The sequence below is a fragment of the Anaerococcus sp. Marseille-P3915 genome (assembly GCF_900258475.1).
GTDB classification, from domain to species: Bacteria; Bacillota; Clostridia; order Tissierellales; family Peptoniphilaceae; genus Anaerococcus; species Anaerococcus kampingae.
This window is the reverse complement of sequence record NZ_LT984888.1, coordinates 162,015-178,313: the sequence shown is the minus strand read 5'-3', so window position 1 is coordinate 178,313 and position 16,299 is coordinate 162,015. Positions and strand designations below refer to the sequence as shown.

Below are 16,299 nucleotides of genomic sequence, written 5' to 3'. Positions count from 1 at the left end.
ATTTCCTCCTACTACTTTCTATCTTCTGGGAATTCCATTCTGATGAATTCTTCTTTTGCTTCGCCAGATACTGGGCTTACCCAGCTGTCAGGTAGTTTGTCAAATGGTGTTCCTGGTTCTATTCCTTGGCTTGGATCGCCTACTTCTGGGTCATATTCATATCCTGAACCTAGGTCTAGATAAACGTCTTCTTTTGGAGCCATTTTTCTTGGTTTACTTCTTTTGATTTTTGGTTGTGGTGGTGCTGGTTTCTTTTCTTGGCCATTATCAAGTTCTTTGATTAATAGTGGAAGAATTTCCATTGCATCGCCTACTATACCGTAGTCACAGTTATTGAAGATTGGAGCGTTTTTGCTGTTGTTGATTGCTACTATTGTTGATGCATCTTTCATGCCTTTTAAGTGTTGGCCTGCTCCTGATACACCTACACCGATGTATAGGTTGCCTCTAAAGCTTTGTCCAGACATACCGATGTATCTATCTAGTGGTACGTATTTTAATGTTTCTGCTACTGGTCTAGATGATGAAATAGCTGCTCCTGCTTGGTAAGCTAGGTCTTCTATTAGCTTCATGTTTTTCTTTTCACCTATACCACGGCCTGCTACTACTACTCTTTGTGCTTCGCCAATTGGTGTCATTGGGTCGATGCCTATTGTAAAGTCGTAGCCGTCTTTTTTGAGGGCTGCTACTAGGTTTTTAACTGCTTCTTTTGGGTCTCCTTCAAAGATTTCACCTTTACGAACACCTGCGATTGGACCTGATTTAGCAGCTGAGCCTGCTCTTTTCATCTTTGGAGCACGACCTACTGTACTAGCACCAACTACTACTCTCATGATTTCATTGGTTCCTTCGTAGATTTGTGTTATCTTAGCATCTCTGAAGAATCTTTCTACATCTACACCCTTGATATAACCTGAACCACCGTATAGTTGGATAGCTTCTGTTGTTATCTTCATTGCAAGGTCTGATGCTACTTGTTTAGCCATTGCTGCTTCTGCAGAATATCTTTCGTGATTTTCTTTAAGTTCTGCTGCAGAATAGATCATTAGTCTTGCTGCACGTAGATATGTTGCCATATCAGCAAGTTTGAATGTATTTCTTTGTAGGTGAGCTATAGGCATACCAAATTGTTCACGTTCTTTTGCATAAGTAAGAGCGGATTCATATGCTCCTTGGCCGATACCTAGGGCTTGAGAAGCTATACCGATTCTACCACCGTCTAAGGTAGCCATAGCTATCTTAAATCCTTGGCCTTCTTTACCAAGTAAGTTTTCTTTTGGAACTTTTACATTGTCAAAATGAAGTTCTGCTGTTGAAGATGATCTGATACCTAATTTGTCATAGTGGTCTGAGAAGGTGAATCCTTCAAATTCTTTTTCTACTATGAAAGCAGAGATACCATGTGTACCAATACCTGGTGTAGTAACTGCAAATACTACATATATGTCAGCTTTTGGTGCATTTGTGATAAAGATTTTCTTACCGTTTAGGATATAGTAATCTCCATCAAGAACTGCTGTAGTTTCTGTACCACCAGCATCTGAACCAGCGTTTTCTTCTGTAAGACCAAAAGCACCGATTTTTTCACCTTTTGCAAGTGGAACTAAGTATTTTTGTTTTTGTTCTTCTGTACCAAAACCAAAGATTGGCCAGCTACCTAAAGAAGTATGTGCTGAGCAAATAACGCCCACACCACCGTCTACTCTAGATAATTCTTCAACTGTTATAGCGTAAGAGGTAACATCAAGTCCTGCTCCACCATATTCTTTTGGATATGGTATACCCATAAGGCCCATTTCACCCATTTCCTTAACTATATCATCAGGAAATTGGTTATTTTGATCGAGGTCGAAGGCTATTGGTTTTACCTTTTCTTCTGCGAAAGCTCTAACTTTTTTTCTAAGCTCTTCGTGTTGTTCTGTTGTTTTAAAAAGCATATAATCCTCCTTACATTATTATCCTTATGAGTAAATTATAATATTAAGAAAACGTTTTGTCAAGAATATTTTTTCTGTCAAATATCTTATAAATTTGTTTGAGTAGAAAGCAAGTTTTATCAAGATAACTAAAAGACCAATGTCATCTTTCAAACTTGGATAAAAAATCATGATAATTTTTATCAAAATTAATTATCTTAGTATTTTAATATAAACATCTTCCTAATTCTACTACTCATCTACTATATAAATACCCAATTTTATCAAAACTTACATGGATTTTAAGTTTTTAAAATCTTATTTAGGGTATAATAAGGGTGAGGTGGAATATGAAAAATAAACTTTTAAAACCAGTAATAATTTCAATGATGGCACTAGCCCTAGTATCTTGTGATGATACAAAACCACAAACAAGTGAAATTACAGAACCTGAAGCTGTTGCAAGCGAAGATACAGGCGAAGATATAAATACCCCAAATAAGGCAAGCGAGAACAAGCCTGCAAGAGATGACCAAGATGCAAAGGCTACAGCAGAAAATACAGATAAAGATGATGAAAATATCAAAAAAGAAACTATAGAAGTTAAAAAAGCTGATATGAAAAAAGAAGACAAAAAGATAGATAAAAAGGAAAAAGCACCTGCCAAAGCTAAGGACCAAACAAAGGCTGAAGATGCCCTTACAGAAGATGGCAAATATTCTACAAGTGTAATCGCAAGCCTAAAAGGTAAAGGCGATGACTATATAAGTGCTACATCTTATGCAGCAAAAATCGAAGATGACAAGCTTATAGTGTCAGGATCTTTTGACTATTATAAAGATCCATCTGACTATGAAAATGCAAAAGAAATCGAAAATAAAGAAGAACAAAAATTTGTCATAGATGATAATACAACATTTGAAGCTGTAGGCGGTACTGCACCAGCTAAAGAAATGACTAGGGATGAATTTGTAAAATATTTCGAAGAAGTTAAAGAAACAGGCCTTGCCCTAATCATATTTGTAGAAGATGGCGTGGCAAAATCAGTTTCAATTTCATCATAGAATCAAAAAATTATGACCAGTAGGCGACTACTGGTTTTTCTTTACTTAAATTTTAAAAATTTTTTTAAATTAATAAAATCGGCATGGCTTAGGGCTTTGTCTGTAAAAATTTGATAAAAAAGTAAAATTTTTAGGACTTGGATAGTACATTATCTTGATAAAGTTAAAGCTTTCTGGTATAATGTTTGCAAGAGCAAGATATCATGATAAATCGATAGAGATAGAAAATACAGAAAGGACTAATTATGTTTAATATTCAAGAAAACGCTACCAAAAACTATAAGCTTATGGGTCTCCAGCTAGGATCAATGCTTGGTCTATTTGCAAGTCTATCCCTCAAAAATGGCATGGTAGCATCCTTTATCATATGTTTAGGACTTGGTTATGGCCTAGGTGCTATCTACGAATCCAATAAAAGATAAGTTTAAAATTAATAATAAATCCTTAAAAGATTTCCACACAAGGAAAGCTAAAATAGAAAACAGAAAATTTGAATAAATCTAAATTTTTAGATTACTCTCCATATACCATAATTTTTTCTTAACTTAAAGGTAAATCTCCTAGAAAAGTGTTTCCCGCTTCTGTTTTCAATATAGCTTTCTTTTTTTGCCCATATCTTATAAATACAAAGCTCTTTCCAATTTTTTCTTTTTCTACAAAACCCAATTTCTTATGAAGGCCAATTGACTTTATATTATCCTCACCCACTTCAGACCTTAAATATAAGTCTTCACAAGTCCAATCTACGACAAGGCTTAATAGCTTAAATCCATAGCCCTTTTTTCTAGAGTCTTCTCTTGTTTCAATAGCTTCTATCAAATATCCCCCATCTTCCCTATGAAGTCTAAGGGCTGATAAATAATTCTTCCCATCACTTAAGATAGCTAGGTAATTATCTTTATTATTTAAGAAGTCTTTACTCAAATACTCCTTATAAGCATTTTCTAAATCATCTAGGTTTTTATATGCAAATTTTTCCAAGTTTTCCCTATTAGACTCCGCATAAACTTCCATCAAAGAATCTAAATTCAGACTTTCTATCTTATTAGTTATTATTAATTTCATTATCCCCTCCGATTATAATTATAATATCATTATAAAATCAAACAATATTGTATTTTAAGAAAGGTCAGGTATAGTCAAAAGGTAAACATTTGCAAGCAAAGCGCAAACCACTTGCATAAACGAATGTTATAGGAGGAAAAATGACAAACAAAATTAAGTTAGCGAGCCTAGCTCTTGCTTTATCACTAGTCTTTGTTGGATGTGGTAACCAAGCAGCTAAGGATGCTGGCGAAAAGGCAGAAAATGTAGCTGAAGAAGCTAAGGATGCTGCTAGCGATGCAAAAGATAAGGCAGAAAATGCTGCTGAAGATGCAAAGGATGCTGCTGAAGATGCCAAAGATGCAGCAGAAGATAAGGCAGAAGATTTAAAGGCAAATTTTGAGGGAAAACTTGTCCTAAGACGTAGCCTAGAAGCTCCTCACGGAGAAGGCTCATTTGCTAGAGTTGCTGTTGTAACAGATGGCGAAAAAATCGTAGATGCAAGCATCGATGAATTCCAATATTTTGACGAAGGATCAGATTTCGTAGCCCTTCCAAACCAAGATTCTGACACAGAATTTAAAAAAGGTGCAAAAGAAGGCAAAATCCTTGGTTCAAAGGTTGTAAATAGCGAAGCTTATTCTAAACTTATGACAGAAAAGGCTAAATCAACAGTATCAATCTCAGATAACTACAAAGCTATCCAAGATTTCGCTAAAGGTAAAACAATCGATGAGCTTAAAGAAGTTGTAGAAGGTGCTGAAGATGGAAAAGCAATCGATTCAGTAACAGGTGCTACACTTGTAGATACAAAAGGCTACCTACAAGCAATCATCAACACAGCTGAAAAATCTGAAAATGCAGTTGCCTTTGAGGGTGACCCTGCAAATATAAAACTTCAACAATTCTTTGGTACAGCTGGTGCAAATAATGCTGTAACAGACACATTTGTAGTAGTAGAAGATGGCAAAATCGTTGCAGCAAGCATAGATGAACTTCAATATATCGCTGATGCTGGAGTACCAAACTCTGATAAGAAATTCGGCGAAAACTACGCAGATCCTGCAAAGAAACTTTCAAGCAAGCTTGAAAACAACGAAGAATATTCTAAGATGATGAAAGATATGGCCAAGGCTACTAAAAACCTTGACGAAAACTACAAGGCAATCGAAGAATTCGTAGTAGGCAAGACTCCAGAAGAAATCAAAGAAGTAATAGATTCAAACGAAAATGGCAAACCAGTAGATGCAGTAACTGGTGCAACCCTCAATAACACAGTAGGCTACCTAGAAGAAATCTATAAGGCTGCTACAAAAGAAGACAAGTAAATATTCTAAAAATAAGCTAGCAAGCAAATCATAAAGATTCCTTGCTAGTTTTTTTGTAAAAAAAATAGCCCCTAAGGGCTAAATTTTATAATACATCAATTTTATTTCTAATATCTCTCTTTAGGAAATAAACACAGAAGGTGGAATTTATAAATTCACTTATTACAAAGGCCCACCAAGCTATATTTAGTCTGCCTGTTTTTGTAAATAGGTAAAATATAGGAAGGAGTATTATTACCTGTCTTAAGAAAGACTGGAAGATTGGAAACTTCCAATTGCCAAGGGCCTGGAAGACCCCGCCTACCCCTACCACTGATGGGATAGAAATGATAAGGGATAGGGAAACTATCCTAACCATTGGTACACCAATCTCTCTCATGACATCAGTAGCAGCAAAGAGGTCGAAAATCTGATTGGTAAAGACCCACATAAGTATTATTGATAGGCCAACAATCGCAAAAGATGCTGTCATAGAAAGCCTGATTGCTTTTTTTATCCTCTCCTTATTTCTTGCTCCATAGTTAAAAGAAACTATGGCAAGAAGGGCATTTGATATACCAAACATTGGCATAAAGGCAAAGGACTGGAGCTTAAACATAATACCATAAGCAGCTACTGCAGATGACCCAAATCCATAAAGCATGGCATTCATGAAAAATAGGACAAAAGCACCGATACCACTCATTATTATTGATGGAAGGCCTATTGTAAATATTTGACTTAGGATATCTCCATGGAAGCGGAACTTGTGAAATTCAAAGTTAACTTCCTTATTTTTATGGGTGTGGAAATAAACACCAACAAGGGCTCCACCCATTTGGCCAATGATTGTCGCAAGGGCAGCTCCCCTTACGCCCATGGCTGGAAAGCCAAGTAGGCCAAAGATCATGATTGGGTCAAGGATAATATTTATCACCGCTCCTGTTCCCTGGGTAACCATGGTGTAAACTGTATTACCTGTTGTTTGGAGGGTCTTTTCAAAAAATATTTGGAAAAATACCCCGCCACAAAATATGAGCACTACAGATAGGTATTCTTCTGTATACTTAATTATCTCAGGGTCTTGTGACTGGCTACTTGCATAAAAGGATGTAAAAAATATTGCAAATAAAACAAATAATCCTGTAGCAAGGGCCGCTAAGATTAAGCCGTGAGTTGCAACTTGACCCACTCTTTTTTTATCATTCATGCCCAGATACCTTGAAATAAGGGCTGCAGATCCTACTCCTATGCCGACTGCCACAGATATCATTATATTTTGAACTGGGAAACACAAGGATACTGCTGTTAGGGCCTTTTCAGATAGCCTTGCCACAAAGATTGAGTCGACCAGGTTATAGACTGATTGGACCAAAAACGAAATTATAATCGGCAAAGACATTGAAAATAGGAGCTTGCCAACGGGCATGGTCCCCATTCTATTTTCTGTAACTTTTGTTTCGCTCATAAAACCTCCTTTTGTTTTCTTTACAAGATAAAGAGATAGCCGCATTTTTTTGCTTCTATCTCTTTAAACTTAGTCAAATAATTCTTTTTCTTGCCTTTTTAGGGCTTCTTTAACTTTCAAACTTCTCATAAATCCATCATCTGCCTTGTTTATGATGTGGATGGCTGAGTTTTCATTTCTTTCTTTCTTGTCAAACTCTTCTAGTAATGAAGGATCTACATGGCTTCTTGCCACATCCTTGTTGATAGCTGTAAGCATGAAATGTCTTTTGGTCCTTTCGCTAACAGATTTGCCTAAAATCAAATCATCTGTAGCTATCTTTATGAGATTGACTCCACCTAGGGTTGAATAATAGAAAGTCCTTCCTTGTCTAATATTCATCTCCAGGATATAAATCTTACCACTCTTACTATCCTTTTTAAAGTCTAAATTGAAAAGGCCCTCATAAGATAAGTTAGTGACAATCTCCTCTGCTAGGTCATACATGGCTTTTTCATCATGGTCAACCTGGACTAGATGGTTGCCTACCCACATAGGACGCATATCTGATAAGAGGTTTCTAGCAAGAACCATTGATACGGAACCATCCTTTGCCCTGTATCCGTTTAGGGAATATTCGCTTCCCTGGCCACCGTGGATAAATTCTTGGACAATGACATGGCCCTCATACTTACTATCGTAGATATTTTCCAAAACTTCTAGGGCTTCGCTTTTGTCTTTTACATGGTAGCCCTTTTGCTTAACCTTTATATCACTTGCTATGAAATCATCGTATTCATCAGCCTTTAGGAAAAGCTCGCCATCAAGGTCTAAATCCTTCCAATTATCTCTATCTGCCCTAAAGGTCCTAGGATAAGGGAGGCCAAATTTCTCTAAAAGCTTGTAAAATTCAGATTTTTTGATTAGCTTAGAAGCTTCTTCTGGATTTGGATAAGGAACCTTATAAGAAAAGTTAAGCTTATCTATATTTCTTAAAAGCAAGTCTACGTAATGCTCTGTTGGGGCGAAGAAGATAAAATCTTCCTCATCCCTTGCCTTGGCTAGATCATTTAGAGTTTTGACAAAGACCTCATCATCTGATGAAAAGTCCTTAGCTGTATAAACATCTGCTATCTTTGACTTATAGAAAGGCACAAGGACTGCAGAGCCTGCTACTATTGGCTTTTTGCCGTAGGCCTCATAAAAGGACCTGGCCACCGAGTAGGAGTTGTGGTCTGTGCCTAGGATTATAGCATTATAGGTCATATTAATAGATTGATTCCCTTGATTTTTCATCTCTTTCTTTTGAGATTTGTGAGATGAAGTCTTCTACTTTGACATCTTTAGTTTCTTCGCCGTCTCTGTTTCTTACAGTTAATAGGCCTGATTCGATTTCTTTATCACCTACTACTAGCATGTAGTTTGCTCTCATCATTTGAGCAGCTCTAATCTTATAGCCTACTCCCTCGCTTCTAGAATCTACATTTACCCTAAAGCCTGCTTCTTTGATTTTATCAGCTAATTCATTTGCCTTATCTGCAAACCTATCTGCTACAGGGATTACTGTTACTTGTCTTGGGTTAATCCAAAGTGGGAATCTTCCTGCAAAGTGCTCTGTTAGGACACCGATAAATCTTTCTACAGAACCAAGTAGGGCTCTGTGAAGCATTACTGGACGTTTTTTAGAACCATCTTCATCTACATATTCTAGGTTGAAGTTGGCTGGTAATTGGAAGTCAAGCTGGATTGTCCCACATTGCCATTCTCTCTTAGCAGCATCTAGTAGATGGAAGTCGATTTTTGGACCGTAGAAGGCACCATCGCCTGGGTTTATTTGATATTCTATGTTTCTTTCTTCAAGGGCAGCCTTTAGTTGGTCTTCAGCAAAGTCCCAATCCTTGATATCTCCCATATAATCATCAGGTCTTGTTGATAATTCTATTGTATATTTAAAACCAAATGTTGAATAAAGAAGGTCAGCTAGGTCGATCATTTTGTAAACTTCTTCCTTGATTTGGCTTGGAAGACAATAAACGTGGGCATCATCTTGAGTGAAAGTTCTAACTCTGAATAGGCCGTGAAGAGTTCCTGAAAGCTCGTGTCTATGAACTTGGCCAAATTCTGCAAGTCTTATTGGTAGGTCCCTATAAGAATGTTGGTTAGATGCGTAAGTTAAAACTGATCCTGGGCAGTTCATTGGCTTGATTGCGTAGTCTTCATCATCTATCTTTGTAAAGTACATGTTTTCCTTGTAGTGGTCCCAGTGGCCTGATCTGTGCCATAGGTCTTCATTTAGGATAAGTGGTGTTTTAATTTCTCCATAACCATTATTATCAAGAACACCTCTCCACCAATCAAGGAGTTCATTCATTAGAATCATGCCGTTTGGATGGAAGAATGGGAAGCCTGGTCCTTCTTCATGGAAGGCAAATAGGTCCATTTCCTTGCCAATCTTTCTGTGGTCACGTCTTTTAATCTCTTCTTGTAAAACTTCGTATTCTTCTAATTCCTTAGCCTTTTCAAAAGAAATACCGTAGATTCTTTGAAGCATGGCCTTATCAGAATCACCTCTCCAATAAGCACCTGCTATAGCCTTAAGCTTGATTGCCTTGATTTTCTTTGTTGAAACAAGGTGTGGTCCTCTGCAAAGGTCTGTGAAAGCATCGCCCATCTTATAAAGAGTAATTAATTCATCTGCTGGTAAATCTTCTATAAGCTCAACCTTATAGTCTTGGCCCTCTTCCTTAAAGAGCTTAAGGGCTTCATCTCTTGAGATTTCAACTCTTTCTAGCTTAAGGTCTTTTTTGGCAATCTCTTTCATCTTCTTTTCGATTTTTTCTAGATCTTCTGGAGTAAATCTGTGGTCTAGGTCCATGTCGTAGTAGAAACCATCAGCAATAGCTGGTCCTATAGCAAATTTTGTTTCAGGCCAAAGCTCTTTGATAGCTGAAGCCATGACATGGCTTGATGTATGCCAGAAGATTTCCTTACCTTCAGCATCTTCAAATTTCACAACTCTAAAGTCGCTATCTTCATTAATTGGCTCTTCATAGCCCATAACTCTGCCATTTACAACAGCACCTAATGCTGCCCTGTAAAGTCCTTCAGAGATATCCTTTGTTACATCTCCTACCAAGACTCCACTTTCATATTCCTTAACTGATCCGTCTGGTAATTTAATTTTAATCATAATCTCTCCTTAATTTTTCAGATAGGCCCAAAATCAAAAAATCCTGATACCCCATATGGGATATCAGGACGAAAGATTCGTGGTTCCACCTAATTTTTTACTCATTAAAAGCTTTATCGCAGCCATACGTCATGCTTATCTCACATGAAACTCAGGGTCGGTAGTGAACAAATTAATCAAAGCCTTGCAGCATCCGGCTCCTCTCTGTAGATAAAATCCTATCCACATTCCCTTCTTAGTCTAATATATGGTTCTATTTTACTCAATAAGAGAAAATTTGCAAATTATTTTAATAAAACTAAGATTATTTATCTATATAATCTTTATAAAGCTTTCATATAAATTTAAAAGCTTCAAAATTTCTTCACAATATAGTATAATTGTAATATATATAAGAGAAAGGTAGACATATGAAAAAGGTATTAATAACTGGAGGATGCGGCTACATCGGTAGCCATATAGCAGTAGAGCTTTTGGCAAAAGATTATGGGGTTGTAATTTATGATAACCTCATAAATTCTTCAACCATAGCCCTAGACAGGGTCGAAGAAATTTCTGGCAAAAAGCTAAAATTCTATGAAGCAGATGTTCTAGATAAGGATAAGCTCATAGAAGTCCTAAAAGATGAAAAAATCGACGTGGTAATCCATTGCGCAGCCCTTAAGGCTGTAGGAGAATCTGTAAAGAAACCTCTAGAATATTATCATAACAACATCACAGGAACCCTCTCCCTCCTAGCAGCTATGAATGAAGTAGGATGTAAAAATATAATCTTCTCATCATCAGCAACAGTCTATGGAGATCCAGAAGAAGTACCTGTAACAGAAGACTTCCCAAAAGGCGAATGCACCAATCCTTACGGCTGGACTAAGTCAATGATGGAACAAATCATGACCGACCTTTACACATCAGATCATTCTTGGAAGGTAGTTTTGCTAAGATACTTTAACCCAATCGGTGCCCACAAGTCAGGAAAAATCGGCGAAGACCCACAAGGTATCCCAAATAACCTCCTCCCATACATTGCCCAAGTAGCAGTAGGAAAACTAGACTATCTAAGAGTCTTTGGCGATGATTATGACACAGTCGATGGCACTGGAGTTAGGGATTATATCCACGTAGTAGACCTTGCTAAGGGCCATGTCCTAGCTTGTGATAAGATAGATGACCTAGAAGGAGTTGAGATAATAAATCTTGCCACAGGCAAGGGCTATTCAGTCCTTGAAGTCCTAAGGGCCTTCGAAAAAGCTTCTGGAAGAGAAATCCCTTACAAAATTGTTCCAAGAAGAGAAGGAGACATAGCAAGAACCTACGCAGATGCCAGTAAGGCCTATAGACTTCTTGGCTGGAAGGCAGAAAATGGAATCGATGAGATGTGCGAAGATTCTTGGAGATGGCAAAAAAATAACCCAAATGGTTATGAAGAAAAGGAGTAAAAATGAAGACAAGTCTAGTGGTCCTTGCCGCAGGCATAGGATCAAGGTATGGAGCAGGCATCAAGCAACTAGCCAAGATGGATGAAAATGGCTATACAATAATAGATTACTCAATCTTTGATGCAATCGAGGCAGGCTTTGACAAGGTAGTCTTTATCATAAGGCGTGATATAGAAAAAGACTTCAAAGAAGTAATAGGAAATAGGATAGAAAAAATAATCGAAGTAGAATATGCCTACCAAGATATGAGTCTGCCAGGAGGCTTTGAATCTCCAAAGGCAAGAACCAAACCTTGGGGCACAGTAGATGCAGTCCTATCTACAAAAGACCTTGTAAAAGAGCCATTTCTTGTAATAAATGCAGATGATTATTATGGAAAGACAGTCTTTAAAGACCTTCACGACTTCTTAGTAAATACACCTTCAGATGAAAATGGCAAGCTTCAAATCGCCATGGCAGGCTACAAGCTTAAAAATACCCTATCAGACAACGGTACAGTCACAAGAGGCGTTTCACTAGGAAACGAAGATAACAAGCTAGTAAAAATCATAGAAACCCACGAAATTTCTTATGACAGGCAAGCTAAGACCTTCTCATCAAAGGAAAATCTTGACTCTGACATCCTCAACCTAGAATCCCTAGTTTCAATGAATCTCTGGGCATCCTTCCCTGAATTTATAAACCTAGGCGAAGAGCATTTCATATCCTACCTAGAAAAAAACAAGGATAATCTAGAAAAATGCGAATACGTCCTACCAGAGATGATAGATGATCTAATAAGAAGTGACAAGGCAGAAGTAACAATAATCCCAACAAGCGAAAAATGGATAGGAATCACCTATAAGGAGGATTTGGCCCTAGCTCAAGAAGCCTTTAAAGAAATGTTAAAGGATGGGGTCTATCCAGCAAATATATGGTCTAAGTAAAATTTAATTTGAATTAAATTATAAGTGATATATAGTATTTGTGAAATTATAAAATTAATTGAGCAATCATTACAAAATAAACAAGGAGGCTAAAATGGCAGAAATAGTATTTGTAAGAATCGATGACAGACTTCTTCATGGCCAAGTTGCAAGAAGCTGGGTAAAAGAAGAAGGCGCAAACCTAATAGTAGTAGCAAATGACAGAGTAGCAGAAGATAGAGAAACTCAAAAGCTAATGAACATAGCAACCCCTCTCTACGCTGACACAAGATTTCTAAGCGTTAATAACCTAATCGAAAAAATAAAAGACGACCACGACGGTAAAAAGGTCCTAATCCTAGTAGAAGGCCCAGAAGATGCTCTAAAACTACTAGATGCTGGTCTTGATATCAAATCAATCAACGTAGGAAACATGAGAGAATTACCAGGCAAAGAAAAGGTAATCGACGATGTATTTGTAAGCGCAGAAGATAGAGCAAACTTTAAGAAAATCCACGACAAGGGTGTAGCCCTTGACCTAAGAATCCTATCAAGTGATGAAGCTTCTGACGAAAACCTATTATTTTAATTTTAAAGCCAATCCAAAAGGATTGGCTTTTTTGTGCCCATTTTAAGATGAAACGCCCTCAAAAGAAGATTTTTCAAGCCTTTATGGTAAAATAAGAATAAGTTCAAGGAGGATATATGAGAAAAATTAAAAACTTACTAGCCCTAGGCCTATGTGTACTAGCACTTTCAGCCTGTGCTAAAAAAGAAAAGCCTAAGGCTAATGTAAAAGAAAATACAGAAAATAAGCTAGAAAGTGTCATGCTAAAAGATGACATAGGAGATGCTTGGCTTAAATACACCTTTATAGACAAAAATATAAAAGATGAAGACAAAGCCTTCGTTTTAAGCGTCCTAAGACTTGTCGATGAGAAAAGAAGCGAGGAATTTTCAAACCTTTTAGCCGATGATTATAGAAAGCTAATGGATAATGATAAGATTGCCGCATCCTTTAAACCGATAGATGACTACGGCCACATAGGCGGAATAAAGGCTATAACAAACGAAACAAGCGAGACTACAGATGATACCATAATAAGGGTAATAAGCATAAATGAAGAAGGAAGCTTGGAATTTACTCTAGTTAGGAATAAAGATGGCAAGCTTACAAATTATCAAATAAGCCCATATTCCTTCGAAAAAGAGCAAAAATACATGACAGAAAAATACCAAGACGAGCTCCAAAAGGCCAACAACCTAGTAAATTTAATCTACAACCAAAGAAAAGAAGAATTTGACCAGGAAACTCCAGATTTGGCAGATAAGGAAGAAATCTACCAAGCCTTACAAGAGGCCTTCGATGAAGCTGGCGAAATCACAAGCATGGAATACCAATTCCTATCAAACCCAAACCTTAAAGACCTAAAGGATAAAAAAGACATGGTAAATATCTTCATAACAGCAGTATCAAAAGATAAGGACAACCTAGAATTGCTCTTTGCCTTTGATCAGGAAGGTAAATTAAAATCCATAATCCTAAAACCTAACCTAGAAGCAGAAGAATAGAAAAAAAGTCATTGCACAAACCTAGCAAAAGCTAGACAGGCAATGACTTTTTTATTCCTCTTCTTTTTTATCTTCATCTTCCTTCAATTTTCGAATCCTGCAGGCCTTAATCCTATTGTCTTCCATATAAAGAATTTTGATCTCGTAGCCATTATAGATAATGGTCTCCTTGGCATCCTTTTCTGGTATATAGCCAAGCCTATCTATAATAAAACCGCCGAGCGAATCGTAGTTTTCATTTTCTTCATCTATATCAATTGGAATCTTCTCATTTAAGTCCTTGATACCAATAGAAGCCTTGACCACAAAGACATTCTTGTTATTAATCTTGATATCAGGAATATCATAGTCAAAGGAATCCTCCATATCTCCTACAATCTCCTCGATCAAGTCTTCCATAGTCAAAACTCCAGAAAATCCACCATATTCATCGATAAGAATAGCCATATGGATGTGGTTTTTTTGCATATCAGAAAAGAGCTTGTCAGCTTCAATCTTATCAGGAGCAAAATGAGCCGGTCTTAAGATATCTTTAATATTAACATCACTAAGGCCAACCTTAGTAGCCTCCAAAAGATAGTCCTTGGTATAGATAATACCCAAAATATTATCCACATCATCCTCATAAACTGGAATCCTATTGTGTCTAATTTTGACAAACTCCTCAAGGAAAGTCCTATCCTTATCGTTAATATCAATCATAAAGACATCAGTCCTAGCAGTCATAATTTCCTCAGCCAGGATATCATCAAAACTCATGATAGAATGAATCATCTTAGACTCCATAGGTCGAATAATTCCCTGGTCTTCTCCAATCTGGACAATAGATTTAATCTGCTCGCCAGTAACTTCCCTTTGTATATCCTTAGCCTTAATCCCAAAAATCTTCATAATAAAATTGGTAATAAGGTCGGTAAACTTAACCAAGGGACTGGTAAGGAGAATAACAAGCCTAGCAAGGCCGCTTGCCCCTGAAGAAAGGGCCATAGGATTTCTAACCCCAAACCTCTGCGGAATCTTGTCTACAAAAATTATCTTAATAATGATATAGGCAATAATTGTAAAAAACAAAACAGAAGAATCTGAAATAAAGGAAGCAAGCAGAGACATATCCCTTATCCTCTTAGCCAAAAAGGCGAGGGTAGTAAGGGATAAAAAAGCATTAATCATAGCAAAAGACTGATTAAGCCTATCCTGATCAGTAACAAGCTTAAAAAGGCTAGCCGCCTTATCATCCCCAGACTCAGCCGCCTCCCTAAGCTTAGCTCCATTAAGGGAAATAAGCGAAGTATGTAAGCTAGTCAAAAATCCATTTAATAAAATTAATCCAATTGTAACTAAAATCGTAATCAAACTGTGGTAGGGCCCAGTTTCCATAAAAAATCTCTCCTTATTGTAAAATAATCAATTACTATAACTATATCAAGTGTTGGGGCTAAAGTCAAAGGCTTGTTTTATCCAAGATAAATAATTTTAGGGGCTTTACCCCTAATACCCCTTTTTTATCAAAGATAATAATTTTTATGCTTTATTATCCATGATAATAGTATTATAAAGTTTTTCTCTTCGTAACTTTATCTCATTATGAATTATTTCTATATACAATTGAATCTTCGTCTCAAGGGGGAGCCCCAAGGAGCTTTTCTTTTAGTGATACAATATCATATGATATTTTTCTTCGTACCTTTATCTTTTATTAAATGATTGTCATCAAGCTGATGACTCCGCCAAAGGGGGAGGGCCAAGGACCCTTTCGCATGGGTCCTCATCGCCCTCCCCCTTACACCCCCTCTTCGTTACACCCCGCAAGCGACTCTTGCAGAGGGCAAACTGAAGATTGCCCATGGCAATCTTCTTTGTCAGACCTGACTGCTATTCATCCTTGTGCAAAATCTATTATTTCAAATCTCGTCAGCTAAAAATTTAGATTCGCTTCACTTCGTTACGCTCAACAAAATTTTATTAACGCTTCCTTGATTTGAAATAATTGACGATTTTATTTCAGTAAATCTTAAGATCACCTTCTCTAGACATACTAATTGCAATGTTTGCGAGAGCAAACGAGCCTTAGAACTGATTCGTCGTTATAATTCTCTCAGAATACAGAACTATATCCCCAAGGTCGGGAGATTTTGTAAATGGAGATGCCGTTAATAAAATCTCCTGACGCACGAGTTAAAATTAAATTCCTGTAATTACTAAGATATAGAGTGCATATAAAAGAAACATTTGGGCTAGATTGAGATTTTTAGGCATCGGAATGTCAAAATCAGTAAGAATAAGGATAGCTAATACAAAGGATTCTGTCTAAAAAGGGAGGATTGCCGTTAGGCAATCTTCTCTGTTCGCACTCCGCTTTAGGAGCAGACGGGGGTGTAGCGTAAGGGGGCCTTAGGGGGAACCGGTGAGGGGGTATGG

At 37.1% G+C, this 16,299-nt stretch carries 13 protein-coding genes; 7 read left to right on the top strand and 6 right to left on the bottom strand.

From position 1 onward, the window contains the following. Positions 1 to 11: 11 nt before the first annotated feature. The gene (locus C8269_RS08555) at positions 12 to 1,937 is read right to left on the bottom strand and encodes an acyl-CoA dehydrogenase family protein (protein ID WP_106461301.1); all 1,926 of its coding nucleotides are present in this window, start codon (positions 1,935 to 1,937) and stop codon (positions 12 to 14) included. Between the two features lie 329 nt (positions 1,938 to 2,266). Between C8269_RS08555 and C8269_RS08550 the strand changes: the two genes are divergently transcribed. Both C8269_RS08550 and C8269_RS10820 read left to right on the top strand, forming a co-directional pair. Beyond that, positions 2,267 to 2,980, top strand: coding sequence for a hypothetical protein (locus C8269_RS08550; protein WP_106461300.1), 714 nt, complete (start codon positions 2,267 to 2,269; stop codon positions 2,978 to 2,980). 245 nt (positions 2,981 to 3,225) lie between these two features. Next, a complete protein-coding gene (locus C8269_RS10820; RefSeq protein WP_158698398.1) occupies positions 3,226 to 3,402 on the top strand; it encodes a hypothetical protein in 177 nt (58 codons plus the stop codon). 118 nt (positions 3,403 to 3,520) lie between these two features. Here the strand turns inward: C8269_RS10820 and C8269_RS08545 are convergent, their stop codons facing one another. Continuing rightward, on the bottom strand, positions 3,521 to 4,045 hold the full coding sequence (locus C8269_RS08545; protein ID WP_106461299.1) for a GNAT family N-acetyltransferase: 525 nt from the start codon (positions 4,043 to 4,045) through the stop codon (positions 3,521 to 3,523). 140 nt (positions 4,046 to 4,185) lie between these two features. On the opposite strand from C8269_RS08545, the gene C8269_RS08540 reads away from it, so the two are divergent. After that, on the top strand, positions 4,186 to 5,352 hold the full coding sequence (locus C8269_RS08540; RefSeq protein ID WP_106461298.1) for a peptidoglycan-binding protein: 1,167 nt from the start codon (positions 4,186 to 4,188) through the stop codon (positions 5,350 to 5,352). 85 nt (positions 5,353 to 5,437) lie between these two features. On the opposite strand, the gene C8269_RS08535 is transcribed toward C8269_RS08540, so the two are convergent. From C8269_RS08535 to thrS, 3 genes are all read right to left on the bottom strand, one after another. Then, positions 5,438 to 6,799 (bottom strand): MATE family efflux transporter, encoded by a 1,362-nt coding sequence (locus tag C8269_RS08535; protein ID WP_106461297.1) that lies wholly within the window; start codon positions 6,797 to 6,799, stop codon positions 5,438 to 5,440. A 69-nt stretch (positions 6,800 to 6,868) separates the two neighbouring features. Beyond that, positions 6,869 to 8,074: a carboxylate--amine ligase gene (locus C8269_RS08530; protein ID WP_234025870.1), complete on the bottom strand. Its 1,206-nt coding sequence runs from the start codon at positions 8,072 to 8,074 to the stop codon at positions 6,869 to 6,871. After that, on the bottom strand, positions 8,046 to 9,968 hold the full coding sequence (thrS, locus tag C8269_RS08525; RefSeq protein ID WP_106461296.1) for a threonine--tRNA ligase: 1,923 nt from the start codon (positions 9,966 to 9,968) through the stop codon (positions 8,046 to 8,048). Before thrS ends, C8269_RS08530 begins: the two co-directional genes overlap by 29 nt. Positions 9,969 to 10,378: 410 nt before the next feature. On the opposite strand from thrS, the gene galE reads away from it, so the two are divergent. From galE to C8269_RS08505, 4 genes are all read left to right on the top strand, one after another. Then, a complete protein-coding gene (gene galE / locus C8269_RS08520) occupies positions 10,379 to 11,404 on the top strand; it encodes a UDP-glucose 4-epimerase GalE (protein WP_106461295.1) in 1,026 nt (341 codons plus the stop codon). 2 nt (positions 11,405 to 11,406) lie between these two features. Continuing rightward, positions 11,407 to 12,330, top strand: coding sequence for a nucleotidyltransferase family protein (locus C8269_RS08515; protein WP_106461294.1), 924 nt, complete (start codon positions 11,407 to 11,409; stop codon positions 12,328 to 12,330). 94 nt (positions 12,331 to 12,424) lie between these two features. Next, a complete protein-coding gene (locus C8269_RS08510) occupies positions 12,425 to 12,898 on the top strand; it encodes a PTS sugar transporter subunit IIB (RefSeq protein WP_106461293.1) in 474 nt (157 codons plus the stop codon). Between the two features lie 116 nt (positions 12,899 to 13,014). Then, complete coding sequence (locus C8269_RS08505) at positions 13,015 to 13,881, top strand: hypothetical protein (RefSeq protein WP_106461292.1); 867 nt, start codon at positions 13,015 to 13,017, stop codon at positions 13,879 to 13,881. A 51-nt stretch (positions 13,882 to 13,932) separates the two neighbouring features. On the opposite strand, the gene C8269_RS08500 is transcribed toward C8269_RS08505, so the two are convergent. Beyond that, positions 13,933 to 15,258 (bottom strand): hemolysin family protein, encoded by a 1,326-nt coding sequence (locus tag C8269_RS08500; RefSeq protein ID WP_106461291.1) that lies wholly within the window; start codon positions 15,256 to 15,258, stop codon positions 13,933 to 13,935. Positions 15,259 to 16,299: the final 1,041 nt, after the last annotated feature.

Bases quoted from the DNA above. Each gene is read 5' to 3' on its own strand.
- C8269_RS08555 (WP_106461301.1), bottom strand. From the start codon at position 1,937: ATGCTTTTTAAAACAACAGAACAACACGAAGAGCTTAGAAAAAAAGTT.
- C8269_RS08550 (WP_106461300.1), top strand. From the start codon at position 2,267: ATGAAAAATAAACTTTTAAAACCAGTAATAATTTCAATGATGGCACTA.
- C8269_RS10820 (WP_158698398.1), top strand. From the start codon at position 3,226: ATGTTTAATATTCAAGAAAACGCTACCAAAAACTATAAGCTTATGGGT.
- C8269_RS08545 (WP_106461299.1), bottom strand. From the start codon at position 4,045: ATGAAATTAATAATAACTAATAAGATAGAAAGTCTGAATTTAGATTCT.
- C8269_RS08540 (WP_106461298.1), top strand. From the start codon at position 4,186: ATGACAAACAAAATTAAGTTAGCGAGCCTAGCTCTTGCTTTATCACTA.
- C8269_RS08535 (WP_106461297.1), bottom strand. From the start codon at position 6,799: ATGAGCGAAACAAAAGTTACAGAAAATAGAATGGGGACCATGCCCGTT.
- C8269_RS08530 (WP_234025870.1), bottom strand. From the start codon at position 8,074: ATGAAAAATCAAGGGAATCAATCTATTAATATGACCTATAATGCTATA.
- thrS (WP_106461296.1), bottom strand. From the start codon at position 9,968: ATGATTAAAATTAAATTACCAGACGGATCAGTTAAGGAATATGAAAGT.
- galE (WP_106461295.1), top strand. From the start codon at position 10,379: ATGAAAAAGGTATTAATAACTGGAGGATGCGGCTACATCGGTAGCCAT.
- C8269_RS08515 (WP_106461294.1), top strand. From the start codon at position 11,407: ATGAAGACAAGTCTAGTGGTCCTTGCCGCAGGCATAGGATCAAGGTAT.
- C8269_RS08510 (WP_106461293.1), top strand. From the start codon at position 12,425: ATGGCAGAAATAGTATTTGTAAGAATCGATGACAGACTTCTTCATGGC.
- C8269_RS08505 (WP_106461292.1), top strand. From the start codon at position 13,015: ATGAGAAAAATTAAAAACTTACTAGCCCTAGGCCTATGTGTACTAGCA.
- C8269_RS08500 (WP_106461291.1), bottom strand. From the start codon at position 15,258: ATGGAAACTGGGCCCTACCACAGTTTGATTACGATTTTAGTTACAATT.